Here is a 23855-nt window from a genome sequence, read left to right on the forward strand (position 1 = left end):
TGGGTGGGCTGGCGCTTCTTGTGTCCCCCCCCCCCCCCCTCCTGCCCCCCCCCCCCCCCCCCCCCCCCCCCCCCCCCCCCCCCCCCCCCCCCCCGGGCGGGTGCTGCTCGCGCACGCGGAGGAGCGGATCACCGCCTCCGGCCGGACGCTGGCGCGCCTCGACCACGAGGAGCGGAACGCGCGCCTGGGGACGTACTACGCGGGCGCCGGGTACGCGGCCGTCGGCCCGCGTCTGGAGAAGGTCGGGGCCGACGGCCGGCGGTACGCGGTGACGCTCATGGAGAAGGCCCTGGCGTGACGGGAGCGTCACGCCAGGGCCCGGGTGGGGCTCCGGTCAGTTCGCGGCCTTGAAGACCGCGACGGTCCGGGCCGGGACGGTGAAGGTGCCGGAGGCCGCCTCGTACGAGGACGACTTCACGACCGAGTCCGATCCGGCCGCCTGGACGGGGTGGAGGGCGTAGCCCTTGCCCGCCAGGTCGGCAACCTGCTGCGTCGTGCCCCGCGGGCTCGCGTTGAGGACGACGACCAGGTCGCCGAGGCGCATGGTGATGACGCCGGGGGTCTCGTCGCGGCCGGAGAGCGGGAAGGACAGGGCGGTCTGGACCGCGTCCGCCGTGGCCAGCGAGAACACCGGCTCGGTCGTGCGGATCTTCTGGAGGTCCCGGTACGCGGCGGAGGCGCCGTCGATCTGCTCGCAGCCGACCGTGAGGGCCGGGTTCACGAGCAGCGGCTTGCCGTAGGACCACTTGGACTTGTTGTCGGCGGCCGGCGGGAGGCCACGGCCGAAGCCGTTGCCGTCGGCGCAGTCCCAGTGGATGGCGTTGAACCAGTCGCCGCTGTCGTACGAGTTGCGGTCGAGGGACTTGGAGCGGAGCAGGTCCGAGCCCGCCTGGGAGAGCGCCGGGCCCTGCGAGAGGGTCGCGGTCGCCATGGCGAGGACCTGCATGCGGGCGCGGTCCGCCGGGGACGTGCCGGCCGGGAGCTTGAAGGCGAGCGCGTCGTAGAGGGATTCGTTGTCGTGGGCGTCCACGTAGGCGAGCGCGTCGCCGGGGGCGGCGGCGTATCCGGCCGGGGAGCCGTTGTAGTCGACCTGGCCGCCCTTGACCGTACGGCCCGAGGTGTCGGTGAAGGTGTAGTCGGCGAGGTTGCCGGTGAGGCCGACCTTGATGAGGTCCTGGTAGTGCAGGAGGCGGGCCTTCTGCTGCTCCGGGGTGCCGTTCGCGGTCGACGTGTTCGGGTCGGTGTAGAGGCCGGAGGCGAAGCCCTGGACGCCCGGGTCCTCGTCGAAGGGGCCGCCGCCGCGCACGGCGTCGCGGGCCCGGTCGGAGAAGGTGGCGACGCCGGTGCCGGCCATGTTCTTCTGGGTGGCCTGGACGAAGCGGGAGTCGTCGGCGATCTCGCCGAAGTTCCAGCCCTCGCCGTAGAGGACGATCGCCTTGCCGTCGACGCCGTCCTTGGCGACGGTCAGGGCGTCGAGGGCCTTGCGGACCGCGAGGATGTTCTCCTTGGGGTGGTGGCCCATGAGGTCGAAGCGGAAGCCGTCGACCTTGTAGTCGCGGGCCCAGGTGACGACCGAGTCGACGACGAGCTTGCCCATCATGGCGTTCTCGGGCGCGGTGTTGGCGCAGCAGGTGGAGGTGGCGACGGTGCCGTCGGCCTGGAGGCGCTGGTAGTAGCCGGGCACGATCCGGTCGAGGACGGACTTGTCGGACTGTCCGGCGGCGACGGTGTGGTTGTAGACGACGTCCATGACGGTGCGCAGGCCGTCGCCGTTGAGGGCCTGGACCATCCGCCGGAACTCGACCGTGCGGCGGGTGCCTTCGGGGTCGGTGGCGTAGGAGCCCTCGGGGACGGTGTAGTGCAGCGGGTCGTAGCCCCAGTTGAAGGCGTCCTTGGCCGCGGCGGCGGCGACGCAGGCCTGCTGCTCATCGGAGTCGGGGGCGTAGACCTTCAGGTCACAGGCGGGAGTGGTCTGCTCGGACTTCTTCTCGGGGATGGTGCCGATGTCGAAGGCCGGGAGCAGGTGGACGTAGGAGGTGCCGGCGGCGGCGAGGGCCTTGAGGTGCTGTGAGCCCTTGCTGTTCTTGTCGGTGAAGGCCAGGTAGGTGCCCTGGTGGCCGGCCTCGGCGGTGGTGTCCGCGATCGAGAAGTCGCGGATGTGGAGTTCCTGGATCTGGGCGTCGCGCAGCGGCACGGCGGCCGGCTTCCTGAGCTCCTTCCAGCCCTTGGGCGAGAGGCGGGGGTCGGTGAGGTCGACGACGAGGCTGCGGGCGGAGTCGGTGGTGAGGGCGGTGGAGTAGGGGTCGGTGACCTTGTTCTCCACGAGCTTCTGGACGCTCGGCGCCCAGACCTTCACCACGTACCGGTAGGGCTTGCCCGCCCAGTCCTTCTTCCCGGTGACGGACCAGACGCCGGAGGCGTCGTCGCGTCGCATGGGCACGGTCTTGCCGTCGAGTTCGAGGGCGACGGAGTGGGCGGTGGGGGCCCAGAGGGAGAGGGTGGGGCGGCCGTTCCGGAAGACCGGGCCGAGCTGGGCCTTCGTCGCCTTGGCCGCGTACAGGTCGTCGAGGACGCCGGCGGTCTGCACGCCGGTGGCGGCGAGCAGGGCGCCGTTGGCGGCGCGCTGGGTGGCGATGAGCTGGCCGCGCAGGGAGTCGCGGGCGCGGTCGGTGTCGCGCGGGTCGACGGTGAAGGCGGGGTACGCGGCGAGGTGCGGGTACTTCGCCTTCTGGGCATCGGTGAGGGAGGACGGGGCGAGGCGGAGCCACCGGCCCTCGTCACTGAGGGCGCCGTCGGTGACGGTGATGCCGCCGTCCTCGGCGTAGACCAGCTGCTGGCTGGCGGAGTCGGTGGTCTTCACCTTCCAGACGACGGTGTTCCGGTCGATCCACTGGGCCTCGGCCTTGCCGAGGTCGAGGTTGGGGGCGCCGCCGACGGTCGGGAGGAGGTACTTGGGCTGTCCGGAGAGCGCCCAGATCTCGTGGCCGTAGGTGGCGAGGTCGAGGGACTGGTCGGTGGGCAGGTCCTTCTGGTCGCCCTTGTGGAGGATGTACGAGAGGGAGCCGGCGCCTTCGGTGAGGGGGACCTCGTAGACGGCGCCGTACGCGTCGAAGCGGACGGGCATGAGCGGGCGCGACCAGTCGGTGGGCTGGGCGGCGCCGGTCCAGGTGTGCAGGCCCCAGCCGTCGTAGTCGCCGTCGGGGCGCTGGTAGTGGATGACGGCCTTGGTCTTGTCCTGCGGGGCCGGGGCGGGGTCGGTGTCGGACTGGCCGTCCTTGCCCTGCGTGATCCAGACCTCGCCGGTGCGGCCGAGAGTGATGCTTCGCTGGGGGCCGTCGGCGGTGCCGTCCTTCTCGACGGTGTACGGGACGGTGGACGCGCCCTCGGGGACCTTGACCCAGGCGAAGGCGCCGTGGGCGTCGCGGCCGGTGAAGGCGGCTTCCTGGCCGGCGGCCTTCAGCTTCCAGCCGTCGTAGTTCCCGTCCTCGCGCCGGTAGTGGACGACGGCGTACGCGCGCTCGACGGCGACCGGCTTCTCGGGCGCGGGGACCTGGCCGGCGGTGGTGGCGGCGGTGGCGCTCGCGGTGCGGCCGGCGCTGTCGACGACGACGGCCTTGTAGCGCAGGGCGGTGCCGGCGGGGGCGGTCACGTGCTGGGTGACCTTGTAGGGGGCGTGGTCGGCGGTGCCGAGGGTCTGCCAGCGGCCGTTGCCGACCTGGGCGGCGAAGACGACCCGGTTGAGCTGTCCGCCGGTGACGTCGGCGGAGAGCTCGACGGTGCCGGTGGCTCCGGCGGCCGGGGCGTCGAGGGTGACGGCGGGCTTCGCGGCGGGGGCCGGGAGGGCCTTGTCGGCCTTGAGGACGAGGGAGGAGAGGGCCTGGACGGTGACGGTGACCTTGCCGTCCTTCGCCGTCACGGCCGCGGCGTCCTGACCCCCGTACAGGACACGGAAGGCGGCGGAGTCGACGGGGACGGTGACCGTCTTCGCGGTGGTGGCGCCGTTGGTGGCGACGAGGTACTCGGTGCGCGTCCTGGCGTCCGTACGGGAGAAGGCGTAGACGTTCCCCTCGGCGTGCCGCTGCTGCTGGATGCCGTCGCGGAGCGCCGGGTGGGCCTTCGTCAGGGCGGACAGCCGGGCGACGGAGCGGTAGACGGGGTGCTTGGTGTCGTACGCGTCGGAGGCGTGGGTGCGGTCGGTGCCGAGCTGGTCGTCGTCGAGGTAGTCGGCGGCCTGGGAGGCGAAGAGGGGCTGGCGGGCGTCCTTGTCGCCGCCGGCGCCGGTGAAGCCCTGCTCGTCGCCGGAGTAGATCACCGGGTTGCCGCGGGAGAGGAACATCAGCTCGTTGGCGAGCCGGGCGCGGTCGAGGAGTTCGGCGTCGGAGGCGTTCGGGTTGTCCTGCTTGAGGAAGGTGCCGATGCGGCCCATGTCGTGGTTGCCGAGGAAGGTCACCTGCTCGTAGGCGTTGGCCTTGTCGGTGGTGTACCGGTAGTCCTCGGCGAAGACCTTGGCGAGGCGGTCGGCGCCGGCGCCCTGGGAGGCGAAGGCGCGGGCGGCGTCCTGGAAGGGGAAGTCGAGGGTGGCGTCGAGCCGGCCCCGGGTGACGTACGGGGAGGTGACGGTGGTGTCGGCGGAGTAGACCTCGCCGAACATGAAGAAGTCCTCGCGGCCCCGCTTCTTCGCGTAGGCGTCGAGCGCGGTGGCCCACTGGGTCCAGAAGTCCAGGTCGACGTGCTTGACGGTGTCGATGCGGAAGCCGTCGATGTCGAAGTCGCGGACCCACTTCTCGTAGATCCGCTTCATGCCCTCGACGACCTCGGGGCGCTCGGTCCACAGGTCGTCGAGGCCGACGAAGTCGCCGTACTCGGCGGATTCCCCGGCCCAGGTGGAGTCGCCCCGGTTGTGGTACATCGTGGGGTCGTTCAGCCAGGCGGGGACCTTGGCGTTCGCCTTCTCGACGGGGGTGTACGGGAAGGAGTCCGCGTCCACCTCGCCGATGGCGTCCCGGTCGTCGAAGGGGCGTCCGGAGGCGTCGAGGTACGGGTAGGCCCCCTTGGGGCGGTAGCCGTACTTCTGCTCGGCGTAGTCGACGGTGTCGGCGGTGTGGTTGGCGATGACGTCGAAGAAGACCTTCATGCCCTTGGCGTGGGCGGCGGCGATCAGCTTCCGCAGGTCCTCGTTGGTCCCGAAGTGCGGGTCGACCTGGGTGAAGTCGGTGATCCAGTAGCCGTGGTAGCCGGCGCTCGCGTCCTTGCCGGTGCCCTGCACGGGCCGGTTCTTGAAGATCGGCGCCATCCAGATGGCGGTGGTGCCGAGGCCCTTGATGTAGTCGAGCCGCTGGGTCAGGCCCTTGAGGTCGCCGCCCTGGTAGAAGCCCTTGTCGGTGGGGTCGAAGCCGGTCTGCGTCCGGCTGCCGGTGAGTCCGCCGCGGTCGTTGGAGGTGTCGCCGTTGGCGAAACGGTCCGGCAGGACGAAGTAGAACTGCTCGCGGGTGAGGTCCTGGCGGGCGGGCTGGGCGGCGAGGGCCCGGTCGGACGGCGGGGCCGGGGGCCGGGGCGCGGCGGCCGCGGGGACGGCGGGCACGAGGGCGGCGCACAGCGCGGCGGCCAGCGCGACCGCCGTTCTCTTGCGTGTCACGGGGGTGCTCCCTGGAGGTACGGGAAGAGGGGGCCGCCCCGGCGGGGCGGCCCTTTTCGTGGGGGGAGGCTCAGTTGCGGAAGGTGTCGTTCAGGACGATCTGGCCCGAGGCGGGGACGGTCGCGGTGCGGTTGGCACCGGACTCCCAGGTGACGTTTCCGGCCGCGTCCTTGCGGATGTACTTGTATTCGAAGGACGTTCCGGCGGGGAGGTTCACCGTCAGCTTCCACACGGGGTAGGTGGCCGGGTCGAGCTTGAGGGCGGAGGCGGGGGCCCAGCTGCCGAGCTCGGCGCGGTTGCCGGTGACGTAGATGTTCTGGCCGGTGACCGTGGTGGCGTTGACGTTGAAGGCGGCGCCCGGGGTGGCGGGCGGGGTCGTCGGCGGCGTGGTCGGGGTCGTGCCCCCGCCGCAGTTCGTCGCGTTGACGTGCAGGGCCAGGGCCGTGTTGGCGGCGAGGGTGGCCGTGAACTGGCCGGAGCCGTTCACCGTGACGGCCGTGTTCGACTGCACGTCGCAGTAGGTGCCGGCGGCCAGCGAGGTCTGGAAGGTGCGGGTGAGCGCCGAGGACTCGTGGTTGATGGCCACGTAGGCCTTGGAGCCGCGGCCGAACGCGATCGCGTTGTTGCCGTTGTCCCACCAGTTCGTGACGGCCTGGCCGCGCGCGGTGTTGCGGAAGGCGACCATGGAGGAGATCTCGCGCCAGGCGTGCTGGCACTTCCAGCCGTCGGTGTAACAGGCGTTCACCTGGCCGCCGTTGGGCGGGCCCGCGTCCTTGTCGGTCCACTCGTAGCCGGAGTGGACGTCCGGGGAGCCGTAGGGCCAGGCGAGCATGAAGACGGAGGCGAGGGTGTAGTTCGCGCCGTCCTTGTAGGAGAGGGTGTCGCCGCCGCGCTCGGTGTCGTGGTTGTCGACGAAGACGCCGGACTGCGCGGAGGGCATGTAGCCCCAGGCCTCGCCGAAGTTCTTCAGGTAGGCGAGCTTCTCGCCCTGGAGAACGCGCTTGAGGTCGCGGGCGTAGCGGAACTCCTGGACGTCGCCGGTGCCGAGGTACTCGCTCGGGGAGACGGCCTCGCCGGCGCCGAAGATGGCCTCCTGCTTCCAGTAGGCGTTCGGGTTGGTGAGGCGGGACTTGATGTTGGCGAGGTCGGCGGCCGGCATGTGCTTGGCGGCGTCGATGCGGAGGCCGTCGACGCCGAGCGAGAGCAGGTCGTTGAGGTAGCCGGCTATCTTCCCGCGGACGTAGTCCTCGCCCGTGTCGAGGTCCGGGAGCTGCACCAGTTCGCAGTTCTGGACGTTGGCGCGGTCACCGTAGTCGGAGATGGCGGACCGGCAGTCGTCCATGTCCGAGCCGGAGTAGAGGCCCGGGTAGTCGTACTTGGAGAACGGGGTCCCGCCCGTTCCCGTGCCCGACCCGTTCGCCATGTGGTTGATGACGGAGTCGGCGACGACCTTCACACCGGCCGCGTGGCAGGTGTCGATCATGTTCTTGAAGGCGGTGCGGTCGCCGAGACGTCCGGCGATCTTGTAGCTGACCGGCTGGTACGAGGTCCACCACTGGGCGCCCTGGAGGTGTTCCTGGGGCGGGGAGACCTGGACGTATCCGTATCCGGCGGGGCCGAGGCGGTCGGTGCACTCCCGTGCCACGGAGGCGAACTTCCACTCGAACATCACCGCGGTGACGTCCTTCTCGCCGGGCGGGGTGGCCTGCGCCTGGGGGTTCACCGCGACGGCCACAGCGGCTCCCGCCACGAGGGCGAGTGCAGCGGCCACGGTCTTTCTTGCCATGCTTCCTCCTGTACGACGTCCCTGTCGCAAGAGCTGGTGCAAGAAGTTGCCGAAAAGTTCAGCAACTGTTTTCAGCCGTGACCGTAGGGGCGTACAGGCGTGCGGTCAACCCTCCGCACGCCCGTAGTCAGACCCGAATGCAAGCCGTTACGTAAGGAGTTGCGGCGGCTGCGCGGTCGAACCGCGCACCACCAGCTCCGGCTGGAAGACGAACTCCGTCCGCTGCACCGGATTGCCCTCGATCTCCTCCAGGAGCGCGCCGACGGCGGCCGTCGCCATCGCCTGCACCGGCTGGCGCACGGTGGACAGCGGCGGGCTGGTGAAGGCGATCAGCGGCGAGTCGTCGAAGCCCACGACGGAAACGTCGTCCGGGACGTCGAGGCCACGGGCGCGGACCGCCCGGATCACGCCGAGCGCCATCAGGTCGGAGGCGCAGACGATGCCCGTGCAGCCCTCGCGCAGCAGGATGTCGGCGGCCGCGTGCCCGCCCTCCACGCCGAACAGCGTGGGCCTGATGAAGCGTTCCGCGTCGGCCCGTTCGACGCCCAGGGACTCGTACAGCTCGGCGGCGAAGCCCTCGGCCTTGCGCCGCGAGGGCACGTACCGGGTGGGGCCGATGGCGAGCCCGATCCGCTCGTGGCCGAGCTCGACCAGGTGGCGCACGGCCATCCGGGCCGCGGCCCGGTCGTCGGGCGAGACGAAGTTGGCGTCGATGTGCTCGTTGTAGCCGTTGATGAGGACGTACGGCACGCCCCTGGCGGTCAGCCGGGCGTAGCGGGCCGGGTCGGCGGTGGCGTCCGCGTGCAGCCCGGAGAGGAAGACGATGCCGGCCACCCCGCGCTCCACGAGCTGTTCGACGAGCTCGTCCTCGGTGGCGCCGCCGGGCATCTGGGTGCAGAGCACCGGGGTGTAGCCGTGCCCGGCGAGGACCTGTTCGACGACCTGCGCGAAGGCCGGGAAGATCGGGTTGGTCAGCTCGGGCACCACGAGCCCGACGAGGCCCGCGCTGCGGCGTTTGAGCCGCACGGGACGCTCGTAGCCGAGCACGTCGAGCGCCGCGAGCACCTTGTGCCGGGTGGCGCCGGCCACCCCCGCCTTGCCGTTGAGGACGCGGCTGACGGTGGCCTCGCTGACGCCGGACTGGGCCGCGATGTCCGCGAGGCGGGGGGGGGGGGGGGGGGGGGGGGGGGGGGGGGGGGGGGGGGGGGGTGCCCCCCCCCCCCCCCCCCCCCCGCCCCCGTCGTTCAGTGCGCGCGCGTCAGGGTGAGCAGGCCGCCGGTCGGCACGGTCACCGGGTTCACCCCGGCGACGAGGTCGAGCACGGTCTCCGACAGGATCTCACCACGGCAGTCCTGGACGCGGGCGAGGGCCCGTTCCGGCCGCACGGCGGTCAGCAGCACCTCGGTGTCGCGGTCCGCGTTGGCGACGAGCAGGGTCCACGGCCCGCCCTCGGCCGGGCCCTGGTCCGGTACGGCGACGGGCAGCGGCGCATACCGTCCGACCACCGTCGTCCGGTGTTCCTCGGAGTGCGTGCGGACCAGGGGGTAGCCGAGGTCGGGGCGCGCGGGTTCCAGGGTGCCGAGCTGGAGGACGTCGGCGTGCCGGCGGAAGACGCCGAGCCAGAAGCCGAGGACGGCGAGCTGGTCCGGGGTCTGCGCGCCGAGGTCGACGGAGATCTGCGGTACCGAGAACAGGGCGCTGACCAGGTGGACGGCGACGGACTCGGGTGTCTCCCCGCCGTGCCACATGATCATGTCGGCGTGGACGGCGAGCGGCCCCGCGAGCAGCCGGCAGTCGACCGTGCGCTGGCGGTTCTCCGCCGGGCTGAGCGGGCAGTCGGTGGCCCGGACCATGGTGGCGTACGGCCAGAGTCCGGGGCTCACGTACGGCTGCCGGTGCTCGACGATCACCTGGGGCCGGGTGCGGCGCAGCCGGGCGTCGAGGTCGGCGAGCAGTCTGCGCACGCCCTCGTGGACGGTGTCGTGGTCGGCGCCGGCCGGCGCGGGCGGCGGATCGGCGACGGCGAAGCGGTCGATGAAGTCGAGCTTCACCCCGTCCATGCCCCACTCCTCCACGGCCCGGGACACCCTCTCGACGAGATGGGCGCGGACCTCGGGGTGGCGGGGGTCGAGCACGGCCGCGTCGAGGTGGGGTTCCTCGCGCAGGGTCAGCCCCTTGAACCGGTCCCAGGCCTCGTTCCGCCGACCGATGAACGGCAGCGCGTACCAGAGGAGGTAGGCGAGGCCCATGCGGTGGACCTCGGCGACGTGCGCCGCGGGGTCGGGGAACGCCGTGGCGTTCGGCTCCCAGTCGCCGCAGTGCGCGTAGCCGCGCGTCCGGTCGGAGGTCTGCCAGCCGTCGTCGACGATGACGCTCTCGCAGCCGATCCCGGCGGCCAGCGCGGCCTGCCGTTCCACGGTGGCCGCGTCGACGTTCTGGTGCAGGCTGTACCAGGTGGAGTACGCGGGCATCCGGGCCGCGGGCGGGACGCCGGGGTGCTCCGTCCCCTCGGCCCACCAGTCGGTGACGTCCCGCAGCGTGGCGGCGAAGTGACGCCCGCTCAGATCGATCCACAGTCTCAACGGTGCTCCGTCCGGGACGAGTTCGCGCTCGACGATGAAGGCGAACTCGCCGCTCTCCTCCACCACGCCCGCCCCGACGCGTACCGGCGCGACCGTCTCGCCGGCCGCCACCGTGCACAGGGCCCGGTCACCCGCCCCGACGAGGCTGGCGACGGGCGCCCCCAGCGCCAGCGATACGGTCCTGGGCGCGATCCACGAGGGCGGCAGCCATCGGGAGGCGTCGGTGCCCGGCGTCCAGAAGGCGGTCGCCCCCGTGCAGGGCACCCGCCACTCGGCGCGCACGGTCACGGCCTGGGCCGCCCTGATCTCGACGAGCGCCACACCCTCGGCGACCCGGGTGGCGGCCGACTCCCACCGCTCGCCGCCGAGCCCGGTGAGGTGGAGGGTGAGCGGGGCCCCGTCGGCGTGGAACAGCCCGGTGGGCAGCTGCCGGTGGACGACGGTGCCGGGGCCGGCGTCGGCCGGGTGGTTCGGACGCCAGGCGGGGACGGGCTGCTGCGCCGTGGTGTCGGGTGCGGTGGTCACGGTGGCGGTCACTCCTTGGTGGCCCCGGCCAGCAGACCGGAGATGAACTGGCGTTGCAGGACGAGGAAGAGCGCCATCACCGGGATGGCGGCGATCGCGCCGGCGAGCAGGACGTGCGCGAAGTTGGTGGTCGACAGACCCTGCAGGGTCGCGGTCGCCACGGGCAGGGTGTACATCTCGGGGCTGCGCAGCGCGATCAGCGGCCACACGAACTGGTTCCAGCCGCCGAGGAAGGCGAACAGCGCGAGGGCCGCGATGATCGGCCGGTTCACCGGGATCACGATCCGCCACAGCACCCGCAGTTCCCCGGCGCCGTCGACGCGCGCCGCGTCCAGGAGCTCGTCCGGCATGGACCTCAGCGCCTGCCGCATCAGGAAGATCCCGAAGGGGGTGACGACGCCGGGCAGGATGACGGACTGGTAGGTGTCGATCAGGCCCAGGTCCATCATCATCCGGAAGATCGGGATCAGCATCACCGTGTCCGGGATGACCAGCGTGCTGAGCAGCAGGACGAAGAACAGGCTGCGCCCGCGGAACTCGAACTTCGCGAAGGCGTACCCCGCCAGGACCGAGACGACGACGGCCCCGACGGTCTGGACGCCCGCCACCACGAAGGAGTTGAGCAGGACCCGGGTGAGCCCGACGGACTCCTGGAGCCCTCGCAGGTTGTCCAGGAGGTGCCCGCCGGGAAGCAGCTTAGGCGGCCACGAGAACACGTCCTTGTCCTCCTGCGTGGCGGCCATGGCGAGCCAGTAGAACGGCCCGACGCACAGCCCGAAGGCACCCGCGAGCAGCAGCGTGAGCAGAGGTCCGCGCGTCTTCACCGGCGCTCCCCCATCAGCCGGACCTGGGCGATGCCGAGGAGGGACACGAGCAGCGCGAGCGCGTAGGCGAGCGCCGAGGCGTAGCCGAAGTCGAAGAACTTGAAGCCGTTGTCGTAGAGGTACATGGTGACCGTCAGGGTGGCGTTGTCGGGGCCGCCACCGGTCAGGACGTACGGCTCGTCGAAGAGCTGGAGCGTCCCGATCGTGGAGAGCACCACGGTGAGCAGCAGGATCGGCCGCAGCTGGGGCAGCGTGACGGCGAGGAACCGGCGCACAGGACCCGCCCCGTCGACCATCGCCGCCTCGTACAACTCCTTGGGTATTCCCTGGAGTCCGGCGAGGTACATCACCGCGTTGTAGCCCGTGTAGTGCCAGGTGATGACGAGGACGACGCCGACCCGCGCCCAGCCGGGGCTGCCGAGCCAGTCCACCGGATCGATCCCGACCAGCGACAGGACCCAATTGAGCAGCCCCGCCTCCTTGTTGAGGATCACGGAGAACATCACGCCGGCCGCCACCAGGCCCGTCAGGGACGGCACGAACACGCCGAGCCGCCACAGCGGACGCAGCCACACCTTGGTCGAGTTGAGGCCGAGGGCGACGAGCAGCGCGAGCCCCAGCATCAGCGGCACCTGCACGACCAGGATCAGCGCGGTGTTCTTGAGCGCGGTCCAGAACAGCGGATCGCCCACGAGGCGGCGGTAGTTGGCGAGCCCGACGAAGCGGGCGTCCTCGCCGTTCCCGGTCGTGAGGCTGATCCAGAACGAAGCACCGATCGGATACGCCTTGAACACCGCGAAGCCCAGCACGGCCGGCATGATCAGCAGATACGGGAACGAGGTCCGCGTCAGCAGTCCGCGCCGGCCAGGGCGGGCGGGGCCGACGCGGCGGCGGGCGGCACGACCGGCGAGGGGGGAAGCGGGCGCGGAGGCGGCGGGGGCGGACCCCGCGGCGGGCGCGCGTTCGGGCGGGGCGAGGGACATGATCAGGCCGCCTGCTGCCGGCCGGTCTGCTGGGCGAGCTGCTTCGCCGCGGCCTTCAGCGCCTCGGCCGGATCGGCCCCCTTGACCAGCACCTGGCTCTGGGCATCGCTCGCGAGCTTCAGGGCGCGGCTGTAGTCGCCGGTGAAGTTGGTCGGGTCCCCTCCGGAAGCGAGCGAGTCGACGAACGACCGCAGCACCTTCTGGCCGCCGTAGAAGGGGTTCGGTGCGTCGAACTTCGGCTCCGCGTAGGCGGCCTTGAGCGCAGGGAAGACACCACCGGACGCGAACATCCGGTTGATCTCGGCGGGCTTGGTGAGCGCGTACTCGACGAACCTCCAGGCGGCCTTGCGGCGCTTGCTCGTCGCGGAGACGGTCAGATAGGTGGAGTTGACGATGGCGCCGCGCTTCCCCTCGGGCACGGCCGCGGGTGGCTGCATCACCCGCCACTTCCCGCTCTGCGCCGGGAACTTGGTGGCCAGGTACTCGACGGCCCACGCGGGATACGGAGCGGTGGCGAGCTTCCCCTGACCGACCAGGCGCTTCCACGTGCCCTCGCCGGCGATGTCGCCGATGAGGCCGGCGTCGTTGAGCCGCTTGATGACCGTGAGCGCCTGGACCGCCTCCTCCGACGCGAGGGTGACCTTCCCCTCGCGGTCGAAGTAGAACGCCCCCTGGAGCTGCATCAGGTTCTGGAAGAAGTCCATGTCCTGGTTGGTGCCGGGCTTGTCGAGGCCGAGCAGCTGCGCGCCGGTGGCGGCCAGGATCTTCGGCCCGGCCGCGATCAGATCGTCCCAGCTGGAGATCGAGGCGGGGTCGACGTCCGCCTTCTCGAAGTAGTCGTGCCGGTAGAACAGGCCGAGCGGATTCACCTCCCACGGCAGCGCGTGGACCGCTCTGTCCTTGCCCATGACCGTCGGCCACAGGCCGTCGGCGAAGGCGTCCTTGTAACGGTCCGCGCCGAGTCTGGACAGATCCGCCAGCCCCTTGGGGAACTTCTCCATGTACCCGGGCAGGTAGTCGACCCCGATGTGCAGCACGTCCGCCAGGCCCTTGCCCCCGGACGCGAGCCCCACCGTGATCTTGTCCCAGATCGCCGGGTTGCCCAGGTCCCGCACGTCGACCTTGATCCCCGGGTTGTCCCGCTCGAAGGACGGCACCACCCCCCGCAGCGCCTCCGCCGCGGTCGTCCAGCTCCAGACCGTGATCGGACCGCTGTCGCCATCGGCGCCCGCGGCCCCCGCACCCGATTCACCGCCACCACAGGCGGCGAGCCCGAACCCGGCGGCGGAAGCGGTGGCGAGGTGCAGGATCTGACGACGGTTCAACTGATAGGACATTTCGACTCCTTGTGATGTGTGTAGGTACGGAACCGGTTCCAGTCAGGGGACTTGGGCGTCCGGCACGGCGGCGGGCGCGACTCCGGCTTCCCGTACGCCCCCGTCTCACGCCCCCGCCTCGCTCGCCCTCCCACGCCCCGTCCCACGCCCCGTCTCACGTCCGGGACGAACGAAGGAACGAACGCAGCGCATCGGCGAGCAGGTCCACCGCGGCAGCCGGAGTGGAGGCATGGGGCGAGAGCCGGATCCACTCACCCCGACGCGTGGTGACCACCCCCGCCGCGTCGAGGGCCCCGTGGACGGCGACGGGATCACACCCCGGCAGCCGGAAGGCACCGATCCCCGCCCGCTCCCCCTCCCCCAGACGGTCGAGCAGCACCTCGGCACCCACCCCCCTCGCCACTTCGAGCAACTCACCGAGGACGGAGCGGATTCGGCCGCCCACCACCGCCGGCCCACCCCGCGCGAACAGTCCGTCGACGGCGGCGCCGAGAGCCGCGGCCGCCGGGAAGTCGGGATTGGTGGCGAGATGGGCGGCGGCCCCGGGCAACGACGGCGCCGGATGCTTCTCCACGAACGGATCCACCACCCCGGCCCACCCCCCGAGCCCGGGCTCCAGCCGCTCGGCGCACCGCTCGCGTACGAGCAGCAACGCCGCTCCCCACCCGGCCCGCAGCCACTTCTGCCCCCCGCTCACGAGCACATCCGCCGCGTCCGTCTCCAACGACACGGCCCCGAGCCCCTGAATGGCGTCCACGATGAGCAGCCGCTCCGGCCCGAGCACCTCCTTGAGCGCGCCGAGCGGCGCCATGTGCCCGCTCAACGAGTCCACCGCACTGACGGCGAGCGCGGTGACCTCCGGCGCCAGGTGCCGGCGCACCAGGTCGGCCGTGACGTGCCGCCCCCCGTCCGCCTCGAAGAACCGCACCTCCGGCCCACCCCGCCCGGCGAACCGCAGCCAGGGATACACGTTCGCCGGGAACTCCTCCCTCGGCACCAGCACCACCCCGGGCCCCCGCAGCCCCGCCCCCACCGTGAACAGCCCATTGCTCGTCGACGGCACCAGCGCGATCTCCTCCGCCGCCGCCCCCAACAGCCGCCCCGCCGACTCCCGAGCCCCGTCACTCAGCCCGAACAGCCTTTCCAGGTCCCCCGGACCACACCGCGCCGCCAGCCCCGCCGCACCCACCAACGCCGCCGCGGCCTCCCCGCCCAACGGCCCGACCCTCGCGAAGTCCAGATAGCCCGCTGCCGGACCCGACAAGATTTGATCGTTCAAAACAGAGCCCCCAAGAAGCCAGGCTGAAACATCTCCTGGAATTTGAAGGTTCACATTAGAGAGCCAGAACCGCTCCGGCAAGAGTTTCCACAGACCTGCCGACACGAAAATCGCCCGACGGCCGGCCGCCATGCCGACGCGAGGAGCGCCCTGCTTCCGACGCCCCGCTCGACGACAAGGCCCGGAGCGCCACCACGGGCGCTCCGGGCCGGCCGGACGGACGGACTCAGCCGACGGATCGTCAGGAGACGGTGATGAAGCGGGCGGTGCTCGGCACGCCCTGGGCGTCCAGGGCGAAGAGCATGTAGGTGCCGGGCAGGACGACGCCCTTGTCGGCCGGGATGGACACGGTGTACGTGCCGCTGCCGGTGGCCGTGGAGGTGAGCGGGACGCGCCGCTGGTCGTTGTCGGTGGAGTGGGTGGCGGCCGCGGCGCGCATCAGGACGAAGGAGGCGACCGGTCCCCCGGTGGTGACGGTGAGGGACGCGCCGGCGTCGGCCCGGGGCGGGACGCCGCCGGTGATGACCGGGCGGGGCTTGGGCGAGCCGTCGGCGTTGAGCAGGTAGGGGGGCGTGAAGACGGCCCCGTCGGCGTGGTTGGTGGCGCAGTCGCCGCAGAGCCCGCCGCCGCCGGAGAAGATCCGCCCGTCGGGCAGCAGGTTGGCCACGCTGTGGTAGTTGCGCGGGATGGCCATGGAGGCGAGCGGGGTGAAGCGTCCGGTCGCCGGGTCCCACAGCTCGGGGGTCAGCACGGAGGTGGCGTCGCTGAACGGTACGGGGTAGGACTGGCCGCCGAACACGGCGACCTTGCCGTCGGGCAGCACGACGCTGTTCCCGAAGGCACGGGCGTGGTCCATGTCGCCCGTCCGCGCGGAGCTGACCTGGTCGCCGTCGACGCTCACGGTGTAGGCGCGCCGGGTGGCGGGCGTGTTCTCGTACGCGGGAGAGCCGCCCAGGGTGAGCACCTTGCCGATGTCGTACGGGACGGCGTTGCCGGTCATGGCGTCCTGGCTGTCGGCCCGGGTGCCGGCGGGGGTGAGGGTCCCGGCGCCGCCGGTCGTGATCCAGTTCATCTGCTTGCTCGGGCCGAGGTGGAGCACCTTGCCGCCGGAGGTGGCGTACAGCCACATGTGGTTGTCGGCGCGGTAGGCGCCGCGCGGGTCGGCCGTCATCGCGGCGGTGGCGGGGACGCCGGGGAGCTTGCGCCAGGTGCGGGTGTCCGGTGACCAGACCTCGCCGGACTTGTCCCCGGCGGCGCCGCTCCAGGAGCCGCCGAGGACGAAGGCCTCGCCGGTGGAGAGCAGGGTCATGGCCTGGTAGCCGCGGGCGATGTTCATGTCGCTGGTGGAGGACCAGGCGTCGGTGGCCGGGTCGTAGATGCTCGCCTTCTCGGCGTTGCTGCCTCCGGTGACGAGGACGCGGCCGTCGGCGAGCATCACTATGCCCGGGCAGAACATGTCGTGGCCGGTGTTGTCGATGCGGCGCTGGGTGACCTTGCCCGTCTTCAGGTCCAGGATGGCGGTCTGGGTGTAGCCGTTGCTGCCGCCGAAGCGGTCGACCGCGTACGCCGACCAGGCCAGGAGCTTGTCGCCCGGCAGGACGGCGGTGGCCACCGGCACCAGCGGGAACCCGGTGACGCGGCTCCACGATCCGTGGGCGGCGGGGTTCGCCGGTCCGCTGAGGCGTATCTCCGCGGCGGATGTCCACGGCCCGCGGTTGCCGGCCTCACCGGTCGCGGTCAGTCGTATGTAACGGGCGTTCGCGGTACGGGTGAAGGTGGCCGTCTTCACGGTGTCGTCGTCGCGCCAGGTGCCCTGCGCGACCGGCGCCCCGAAGGTGGTGCCGTCGGTGCTGGTGGTGACGGTGTACGCGCCCGCGCGCCCGTTGGGTCCGTCCTTGCGGGGCTGGTAGACGAGCGCCGAGACGGCCGCCGTGCGGTGCATGTCTATCGTGATGCTGTGCGGCAGCGGGGCCGCGGTCCCCGACCACCTGCTGTGCCAGATCGTGGCGGCGTCACCGTCGAGGACGTTGGCCGCCCGGCCGTTCTCCTTGGCGGTCTCCTCGTCGCTCGCCGTCGCCGTCCATCCGGTCCGGGCCAGGTCGACGGTGGCCGCCGGCGTCCCCGGGTCACCGAGCAGCTCGATCTCCCCCGCGGAGGTCCACGGACCTCTCTTTCCGGCCTCGGTGAGGGCGGTGAGCCGCACGAACCGCGCCCCCTGCGGCGCGAACCCCAGCGTCTTCGCACTGCCGTCGTCGGCGAGCGTGCCGGTGGCGACCGGGCTCCCCCAGCTCCGCCCGTCGGTGCTCACACTGATGCTGTACTCGCCGACCCGCCCGTTGACCCCGTTGGCCCGGGGCTTGTACACGAGCGCCGAGACCACCGTCGTACGGTGCATGTCGACGGTGATGCTGTGCGGCAGCGGCGCGGGAGTCCCCGTCCACTTGCTGTGCCAGATCGTGGCCGTGTTCCCGTCGAGGACATTCGCGGCACGACCGTTCTCCCCGACGGTCTCCTCATCGCTCGCCGTCGCCGTCCATCCGGTCCGGTCGAGCACCGGCGCCGTCGGCTCCATGGCATTCGCCGGCGCCACCCCATGATGCGGCGACTGCCTCGCCGCCTCCTGCGCGATCCCGCCCGGCCCCGGCCGCGGCGTCGGACCACGTCCCCCCGCCCCCGCACTCGCCACCCCGAGCAAGGGAGTCATCCCGACGAGCACCGAGCCGAGCCCCAGGGCTATGAGCAGATGAGACCGGCGAAACGCTCCGTCGAGGGAGCGAACGCGTCTGGGCGACAAATCAGACCTCCTGAGCAAACCGTGAAACATCTACGGGCCACTCGAACATAGGTCAGACCGTCTCAACTCGACTGTGAAACAGCAGAGTTGGCACGAACACGCGCCACCCACACACGGAACGCAGGCCTCCGCCCGCCCCGAACCCCGGCCTCCGCCCACCCGGCGACCGTCGCCACGCCGGAAAACGACCGGAGGCCGTTTCAGATTGCTCTGAAACGGCCTCCGGCCTACGACTCTTTCGAGTCGGGACGACAGGATTTGAACCTGCGACCCCTTGACCCCCAGGAGTGAGGGTCAAGGGTATTTTCTGGATATAACAGGCTTAATGAGCGCGCGTGTTGTGTGTGCAAGGCCCTGTCGTGCGCCATCGCGCACGCCGTGTGGTCCCCAACTGGTCCCCAACCAGCCGTCATCCCGGCCCACTCGGGGTTGGTGCACATCGAGCGTGCCCCGCACACCCCAGGCCTCCAACCGAGCCGGAGCACCACCCCACCCCATTGTGACGCTCCTCACTCTCGTGGGCGAGCTGACATCGCGATGCGACAGCCGGCGCGGGCCGGTCATTGGTTTACACCGTCCCGTCACTCAATCGGCGAAAGTCACGCCGTAGCCCTCGGGCGTGCGACAGGCTGGCGCGGTACACATTCGACATCCCGAGGTAGGAGCTCACGAGCGTGTCCGCGAGCGTTGCAGCACATGATGAGGCACCCCTTCCCACAGCACGCGACGTTCCTCTCGGCCCTCTGGCGGGCATGGATGTACCGCTGTGGCAGGGAGCGAGCGGCTCGGTGCTCCACCTGTCTGCGGCGTGCGAGGCATTTCGGGTGCCTCCGCAGCGGGCGGGCGTCAGCCTGCGGGTACCGGAGTGCGGCAGCATGGCCGACGTGCCGGAGCCCGGAGGCTGTCGGCGTTGCCCCAACCCGTTTCCCGACTACTACGCGCAGGCCCGCCGTCTGATCTCACGCATGACAGAGCTGGCCAGACTGGCCGATCGACTCGAATCCGGACACGACGTGGAGGCGTACTGCGATGTGCTCGCGTTCGGGCTACATGGAGCGGGATCCAGTCAACCGAAGGACGCGCACCGCCTGCTGCGCAAACCGCTCATGGCACTTGGCGCCGCCCGGGATCGGCTGGCAGAACGCCACGCCGACACGTACCGCGGCGGGAAGGCCGCGGAAGAACTGCTGCTGATCGGGACGGCAACGCTCCTCGACTCCGACTTCCGGCGACGGCGGCCTGGGAAGTTCCGGCTCCCCTGGCAAGAGACCTGGGAGGAGATCTGCGAGGAAGCCTTGACGGCACGAGAGCTGGAGGACGCCTCGCCGGGCACTGCGCGCTACAAGTACCAGGACAGATTCGACCGGTGGTGCGAGGGATGGCTCAAAGCTCTGATGCATCTCTCCCCTGCCGAGCAGCACATCCGCTCCTCCCCAGTCGCGGCACGATGGGCACGCGCCCACGACGCCCTGGAGCGGGCCATCAAGCGCGATCTACGAGATGAGCCTTGGGTGGCCAGGCTGGTCGATCAACTGCACGACACAGGTCGAGGAATGGTCACCGGCATCGCTGCCTCCATGGCCGAGCCGGTGGTCGTGGCCTACGACGGGCGCGAAGCGATCGAACTGCCCTAGCCGGCCCAGCACCTCCTCTGGAGTCAATATCCCGGCGGTGTCCGGAATGCCGGTCACAGCCAACACCGTCTGACCGCTCTCCCACGGCTCTTCACCCTCCTCGACGGCCTCTCGCGCCGCTCCCTGCGGGTGATCGCCGAGACCGAGTGGCCGGACTCACCAGCCGTCTATCAAGAGGCCATCAACCGCGTGCCCAAGAGCGCTTTCTCGCCCGAGGTCCACTGTTGGTGGAATACCCACGCGGCCGGGCGGCTCCCCCACCTCCTGGCCAGGGCACGCATTGACGCCGTCTCCACACAACGGCAGGCTCAGCGCGCCCAGGCACCCTGGCGGTAACCCACCGCAGAAGCGGGCCTGCCAGATCGTTATGTACGCCCCCGGAGGCATCGCCCCGTGCTCTCCGTACACGCCGGCGAGCCAGTACCCGCGCTGAGACGCTTCCGCCATGGCACTCAGGTTCAGCATCAACGACCATGAGCGGATGTACGGAGGGCGTTACTGCCAGACGCGATGCCGAGTTCCGGCTCGTCGGTGACGCCGTTGTGCTGAACGTTGCCGGAGCTGGCCGTGTGATGGACGACCGCGGAAGGAAGAAGCAGGGACAGTGACTAGTCGGAGGCTCTCTGTTCGCGTGGCTGCCTCTGCTTGGGCCTGATGTGCGAAGCGAGCCTTTCCCTCAGTTCGCGGACCGCTCGGTGTCGTTGTACGTAGACCTGATTCTGACTGATGCCCAGTGTGGCTGCGATCTCGGCATCAGTTAGGCCGTGACTCTGCAGGCTGACGACTTGGCGTCTCTTGCTCGGACGCATGGATTCCACGGCTTCACGCACAACATCTGAGAGTCCTTCGTCAGAGAAATCCGTTGGGGGGACTCGATCGAGAAGGGCGTACAGCACACCCTCCTCGGTGGGTGTCATCCGTTGGCGCTGTCTCGCCATGTCGATCGCGAGGTTCCGGGCGGCCGTGAGGAGATAGCCGACAGGATTGGCGAGGTTTCCTATGCGCTCCCAGTCCTTTGCTGCCCGAAGGAGGAGTTCGGCAGCAGCGTCCTCTGCGTCGAAGCGGTCTAGCCGGGCGGAGCCGTGCCGAAGGTAGGCCGTGATCTGCTGGTAGAGGCTTGGGTAGAGGGCCAAGAAGTGCGCCTGGGAGGCCGACGCAGCATCCGTGCTGCTGTCGGCCTCCCAGGCGCTCCCTTCCCTAAGCGTCACGGACAGTAGGGGCGTTCGCCGTAACGTGATGTGCCAGGGCTACGTCATCAGCGATCCGCTCAAGTCGGCGCATGCGCTTGGCGAACGCGAGCACCCGCAAGGTACCGACTCCGATCGTGTGCAGAGCTGCGAGACCGATCACGCCAGCCTCCACTGTCGCGGCTGCCGTATCCCAATCACTGCTCGTCACTTGCATCCACTCGCAGACCACGAGCGTGGTGACTCCGGCGATGTAACTGCGAGTCACTTTCAATGCTTCCATCCTTCCGTCTGTCGCTACCCAACGTGATCAGTGGCTACCCGGCGCAAGTGGGTCCGCGGCTGATCACGGGAATGATTCGACCGGAAGCAGAGAGTGGTGGTCAAGCTGCGGTCGCCAGCGTGAGTGGAATGTGGGCACACTTGAGGCGCCTACCGGTGACGTGTGGTAGGCGACCACGACTCATCCGCCCCGTGGGCGTCAGGTCGTTGGTCTGGCTGCTGGGACTTGAACCGTTTGCGCCGGGTAGCCAGCAGCCAGACCTAGCGACAGACATGGAAGGTCCGTCGACTATGTAACGTGCCACGCTCGCTGATTCTTAATCACCAGACCCAACTTTCTGGCGGCCACTGATAGGTGAGCTGACAGCCAGGTGCGGGGGAAGTGGCTTCTGCACCGATCAGCCAACCTCAGCCAGGTTGCAGGCGAGGCTGAACTGATCGTCCGGCGTGGGGGTGCTAAGACCAGGGATGGTTACGCCGACACGCCGCTCGCTGCTACCCCCTTCGACGGCCCTCATCCGCCACCGCCGCGATGGCCGACCGATCTACCCGATCTCGGAGCTTCACCAGAGGAACTATCGAACAAGCCGGATCACGACCCGCAGCCTCAGACGGGTGGCACAAGAGAACCTGTCGCGACTGCTGGCCAGGGAGAAACACGGAGTGGCAGGGCGGCCGTGAAGACGCTGCTCGTAGACCTCAACTTCGACAACGCCGAGGCGCTGACCGAGTTCATCACCGCGAAGCGGCAGGCCGAGCATGAGGCGCTGTCCGATGTCGAGCGATGCCTGCGCCCATTTGGCCCAGTGGCTTAATCATGGCCCAAGCTGTGCGTGCAAGGCCCTGTCGTGAGCCATCGCGCACGCCGTGTGGTCCCCAACTGGTCCCCACGGAGCATCCGCGCCCAGGGTCGGTTGCTACGGAGCCGGCCGAAGACGGTTGGGGTTGTCCCGGCTACCCGGTACCCGGATGACAACCACACGGCAAGGTTCACGTTCACCTTGTCGCTGCACCTCGTCGATCCAGACACTGTCGAACAGGTTCACAGCGCCCTCCGCCCCGACCGTCTTGTCCAAGGCCAGAAGAATCGCAAACGACGGATTTGTGTTCTGGTACTCGGTCGGCTGCGCGACGTACTGGTGGAGCCCGGCCTCGCTCGCGTCGTCCTCTTCGATCTTGCACTCAACGTTGAACCGGGCCGCTGGGAAGCTAACGAGGACGTCGGCCCGACCGCCCCCTACGTTGATGGCCTCGCACTGCACGACCCGGAACAGCGCCGAGTAGGTCAGGACTTCTTGGTAGTGCTGGTGGAAGAGGGCTTCGTCGACCTTCTGCTTCTTGCCGTCCTTATCTCGCAGACGCAGGAACTCCGTATAGCCACCGCCTATCTGTCGCCCGATGTCGTAGCACATGTATGCGTATCGGATGGTGGCTTCGAGTAGCAGCATGAAGGGTTCGGCGATGTCTGGTAGCCAGTCCCGGGATTTCCCCAGCTCACGGCGGAGTCTCTCGAGCAATCGGCCGTACTTCGCGTCGGAGATTGTCGCAAGGAAGTCCTCCTGGTTGCGTAGCGCCAGCTCCAGACGGTCCAGCATGTGCTCAGTCGAGCTCTCTGCCAATCCCTGGAAGTCATCCGCGTCAAATAGGCCGGCGAGTCTGTGCCAGCGGCGACCTTTTCCCGGATCCGCTCTCCAGCCGCCGGTCCGGGATCCAGCGGAGGGCGTGGACTGAGAGGCCCGCACGGAGAGCGATGTATGGAGTTCGCGCGCCGCGGGGTCGTCCCGCAGGTCCTCGTCGTGGGTCAGGGCGTATTGAAGAAACTGTCTACGGTTCTCGTTGCGTAGGAAGGCGTCCTCGATGACAGGCGCCACCATCGTCCTGACGGCAGAGCCTGTAGGTGTGTCCTTAAGTACGGTCACCGTGTTGTGGGCCGTGTACGCGTGAAGGAGTGCACTGAGAATCGGTGTGACGTTCCCGTACCAGGGATCGTCGTCCCCCATGTGCGTGACAGCCGCCTCCAGCAGGAAGGCGAGTTCCGCCCAGGCGGTGATGTCCTTGTCGCGTGGGCGGGCCCATCCCGGAGTGGTCGTGCGCCGGCGCCACGAGCGGTAGCGCCGCAGCTCTGCTCGCACGTTCGCGACTGCCTGAGGTACGCGGGTGACAGCGTCAGGTGCCGAGAAGCCGAGAATGGATTCGATAGCCGCGTGGTAGAGCCTCGCGTCGACGCGATCCGGGTCGTTGCCGAGGAGCTCGGTGAGGCGCGCCTGCGTCTGCCTCAGTTGCGCCGCCATGGCGTCATAGTCGTTCTGCTCGAGAGCGTCGCGCAGGTCTATGAGAGCGAGCTCGAAGGCCGCATCACGGAACATGTGCTCAGGGCCCAGGCAACGCTCAAGCAGCCCACGGAGCCCGATGGTGGGGTGGTGAGCTGCAAGTACGCCGATAAGACGTGGCAGCCGGACAGCAAGCGCCTCTGGGAGTTGATGCGGCTCCTCAGTCGCCTCATCCATGGCGCCCAGAAGCCGGGAAGGGCCGATGACCTGGGCCATGGCAAGTTGGACCATGCAGTCGGCTGCCTCGACGCCGATGAGAGCCAGCATCACATCGTCGTCGGAGTCTCGGCCGTCGTTGAGTCGCTCGACAAGGATGCGGACGAGGGGCCGTCCCAAAGCCTGTGCAAGTCCGGGGTGCCCAGTGAGCGCGTCGACAGCACCGGCAAACGCGGCATGGTTGTGCTGGCGGCGCAGGCAAGAGAGAACGCCATCGTAGAAGGGCGTGGCGGCCTCGGGTCCGGCCTCGCAGTATTGCCTACCGACGGCACTGACGAGGTAGGGCAACATGGGCCCGTCTGCGAAGCGGTCTATGGCCGCCAGGACTTCACTCTGACCGCCGAGATCGTCGATCGAGGGGCCCGCGCGCCTCTCCGAGCGGCTGGCGTGAGCAGCCCATTGCGCGATGCGTTCGTCGATGGCCTGCACGGCCCCCCTCTCAATCTCTTCGCCGCTTCAAA

The 23855-nt window shown here is 69.9% G+C and carries 14 protein-coding genes; 3 read left to right on the top strand and 11 right to left on the bottom strand.

Features of this window, described 5'->3' with window-relative positions; genetic code table 11:
- Window positions 1-100 precede the first annotated feature (100 nt).
- Complete coding sequence (locus ACZ7G1_RS07155; protein WP_471204003.1) at window positions 101-298, top strand: hypothetical protein; 198 nt, start codon at window positions 101-103, stop codon at window positions 296-298.
- A 36-nt stretch (window positions 299-334) separates the two neighbouring features.
- Here the strand turns inward: ACZ7G1_RS07155 and pulA are convergent, their stop codons facing one another.
- The 9 genes from pulA to ACZ7G1_RS07200 all read right to left on the bottom strand — a co-directional run bounded on the left by pulA (window position 335) and on the right by ACZ7G1_RS07200 (window position 17541).
- Window positions 335-5635, bottom strand: coding sequence for a pullulanase-type alpha-1,6-glucosidase (pulA, locus tag ACZ7G1_RS07160; RefSeq protein ID WP_470882526.1), 5301 nt, complete (start codon window positions 5633-5635; stop codon window positions 335-337).
- Window positions 5636-5705: 70 nt separating this feature from the next.
- Window positions 5706-7421, bottom strand: a complete 1716-nt coding sequence (locus tag ACZ7G1_RS07165) for a carbohydrate-binding module family 20 domain-containing protein (protein ID WP_470882528.1) — start codon at window positions 7419-7421, stop codon at window positions 5706-5708.
- 147 nt (window positions 7422-7568) lie between these two features.
- Window positions 7569-8573 carry a LacI family DNA-binding transcriptional regulator gene (locus tag ACZ7G1_RS07170; RefSeq protein ID WP_471204025.1) on the bottom strand — a complete coding sequence of 335 codons (1005 nt, stop codon included), beginning with the start codon at window positions 8571-8573 and terminating at the stop codon, window positions 7569-7571.
- Window positions 8574-8665: 92 nt separating this feature from the next.
- The gene (locus tag ACZ7G1_RS07175; protein WP_470873867.1) at window positions 8666-10528 is read right to left on the bottom strand and encodes a glycoside hydrolase family 36 protein; all 1863 of its coding nucleotides are present in this window, start codon (window positions 10526-10528) and stop codon (window positions 8666-8668) included.
- 8 nt (window positions 10529-10536) lie between these two features.
- Window positions 10537-11352 carry a carbohydrate ABC transporter permease gene (locus ACZ7G1_RS07180; RefSeq protein WP_470873866.1) on the bottom strand — a complete coding sequence of 272 codons (816 nt, stop codon included), beginning with the start codon at window positions 11350-11352 and terminating at the stop codon, window positions 10537-10539.
- Complete coding sequence (locus ACZ7G1_RS07185) at window positions 11349-12335, bottom strand: carbohydrate ABC transporter permease (protein ID WP_470873864.1); 987 nt, start codon at window positions 12333-12335, stop codon at window positions 11349-11351. Before ACZ7G1_RS07185 ends, ACZ7G1_RS07180 begins: the two co-directional genes overlap by 4 nt.
- 2 nt (window positions 12336-12337) lie before the next feature.
- A complete protein-coding gene (locus tag ACZ7G1_RS07190) occupies window positions 12338-13672 on the bottom strand; it encodes an extracellular solute-binding protein (protein WP_470873863.1) in 1335 nt (444 codons plus the stop codon).
- 154 nt (window positions 13673-13826) lie between these two features.
- Window positions 13827-14936: an aminotransferase class V-fold PLP-dependent enzyme gene (locus tag ACZ7G1_RS07195; protein ID WP_470873862.1), complete on the bottom strand. Its 1110-nt coding sequence runs from the start codon at window positions 14934-14936 to the stop codon at window positions 13827-13829.
- Window positions 14937-15192: 256 nt separating this feature from the next.
- Window positions 15193-17541, bottom strand: coding sequence for a discoidin domain-containing protein (locus ACZ7G1_RS07200; RefSeq protein WP_470873860.1), 2349 nt, complete (start codon window positions 17539-17541; stop codon window positions 15193-15195).
- Window positions 17542-18497: 956 nt separating this feature from the next.
- Between ACZ7G1_RS07200 and ACZ7G1_RS07205 the strand changes: the two genes are divergently transcribed.
- Complete coding sequence (locus ACZ7G1_RS07205; RefSeq protein ID WP_470873859.1) at window positions 18498-19379, top strand: hypothetical protein; 882 nt, start codon at window positions 18498-18500, stop codon at window positions 19377-19379.
- Between the two features lie 608 nt (window positions 19380-19987).
- On the opposite strand, the gene ACZ7G1_RS07210 is transcribed toward ACZ7G1_RS07205, so the two are convergent.
- Window positions 19988-20587, bottom strand: coding sequence for an RNA polymerase sigma factor (locus ACZ7G1_RS07210; RefSeq protein ID WP_470873857.1), 600 nt, complete (start codon window positions 20585-20587; stop codon window positions 19988-19990).
- Window positions 20588-21525: 938 nt separating this feature from the next.
- On the opposite strand from ACZ7G1_RS07210, the gene ACZ7G1_RS07215 reads away from it, so the two are divergent.
- The gene (locus ACZ7G1_RS07215) at window positions 21526-21663 is read left to right on the top strand and encodes a hypothetical protein (protein WP_470873856.1); all 138 of its coding nucleotides are present in this window, start codon (window positions 21526-21528) and stop codon (window positions 21661-21663) included.
- 102 nt (window positions 21664-21765) lie between these two features.
- On the opposite strand, the gene ACZ7G1_RS07220 is transcribed toward ACZ7G1_RS07215, so the two are convergent.
- Window positions 21766-23823 (bottom strand): hypothetical protein, encoded by a 2058-nt coding sequence (locus tag ACZ7G1_RS07220; RefSeq protein WP_470873854.1) that lies wholly within the window; start codon window positions 23821-23823, stop codon window positions 21766-21768.
- Between the last annotated feature and the right edge of the window lie 32 nt (window positions 23824-23855).

This window comes from Streptomyces sp. NPDC037273, from assembly GCF_055603625.1.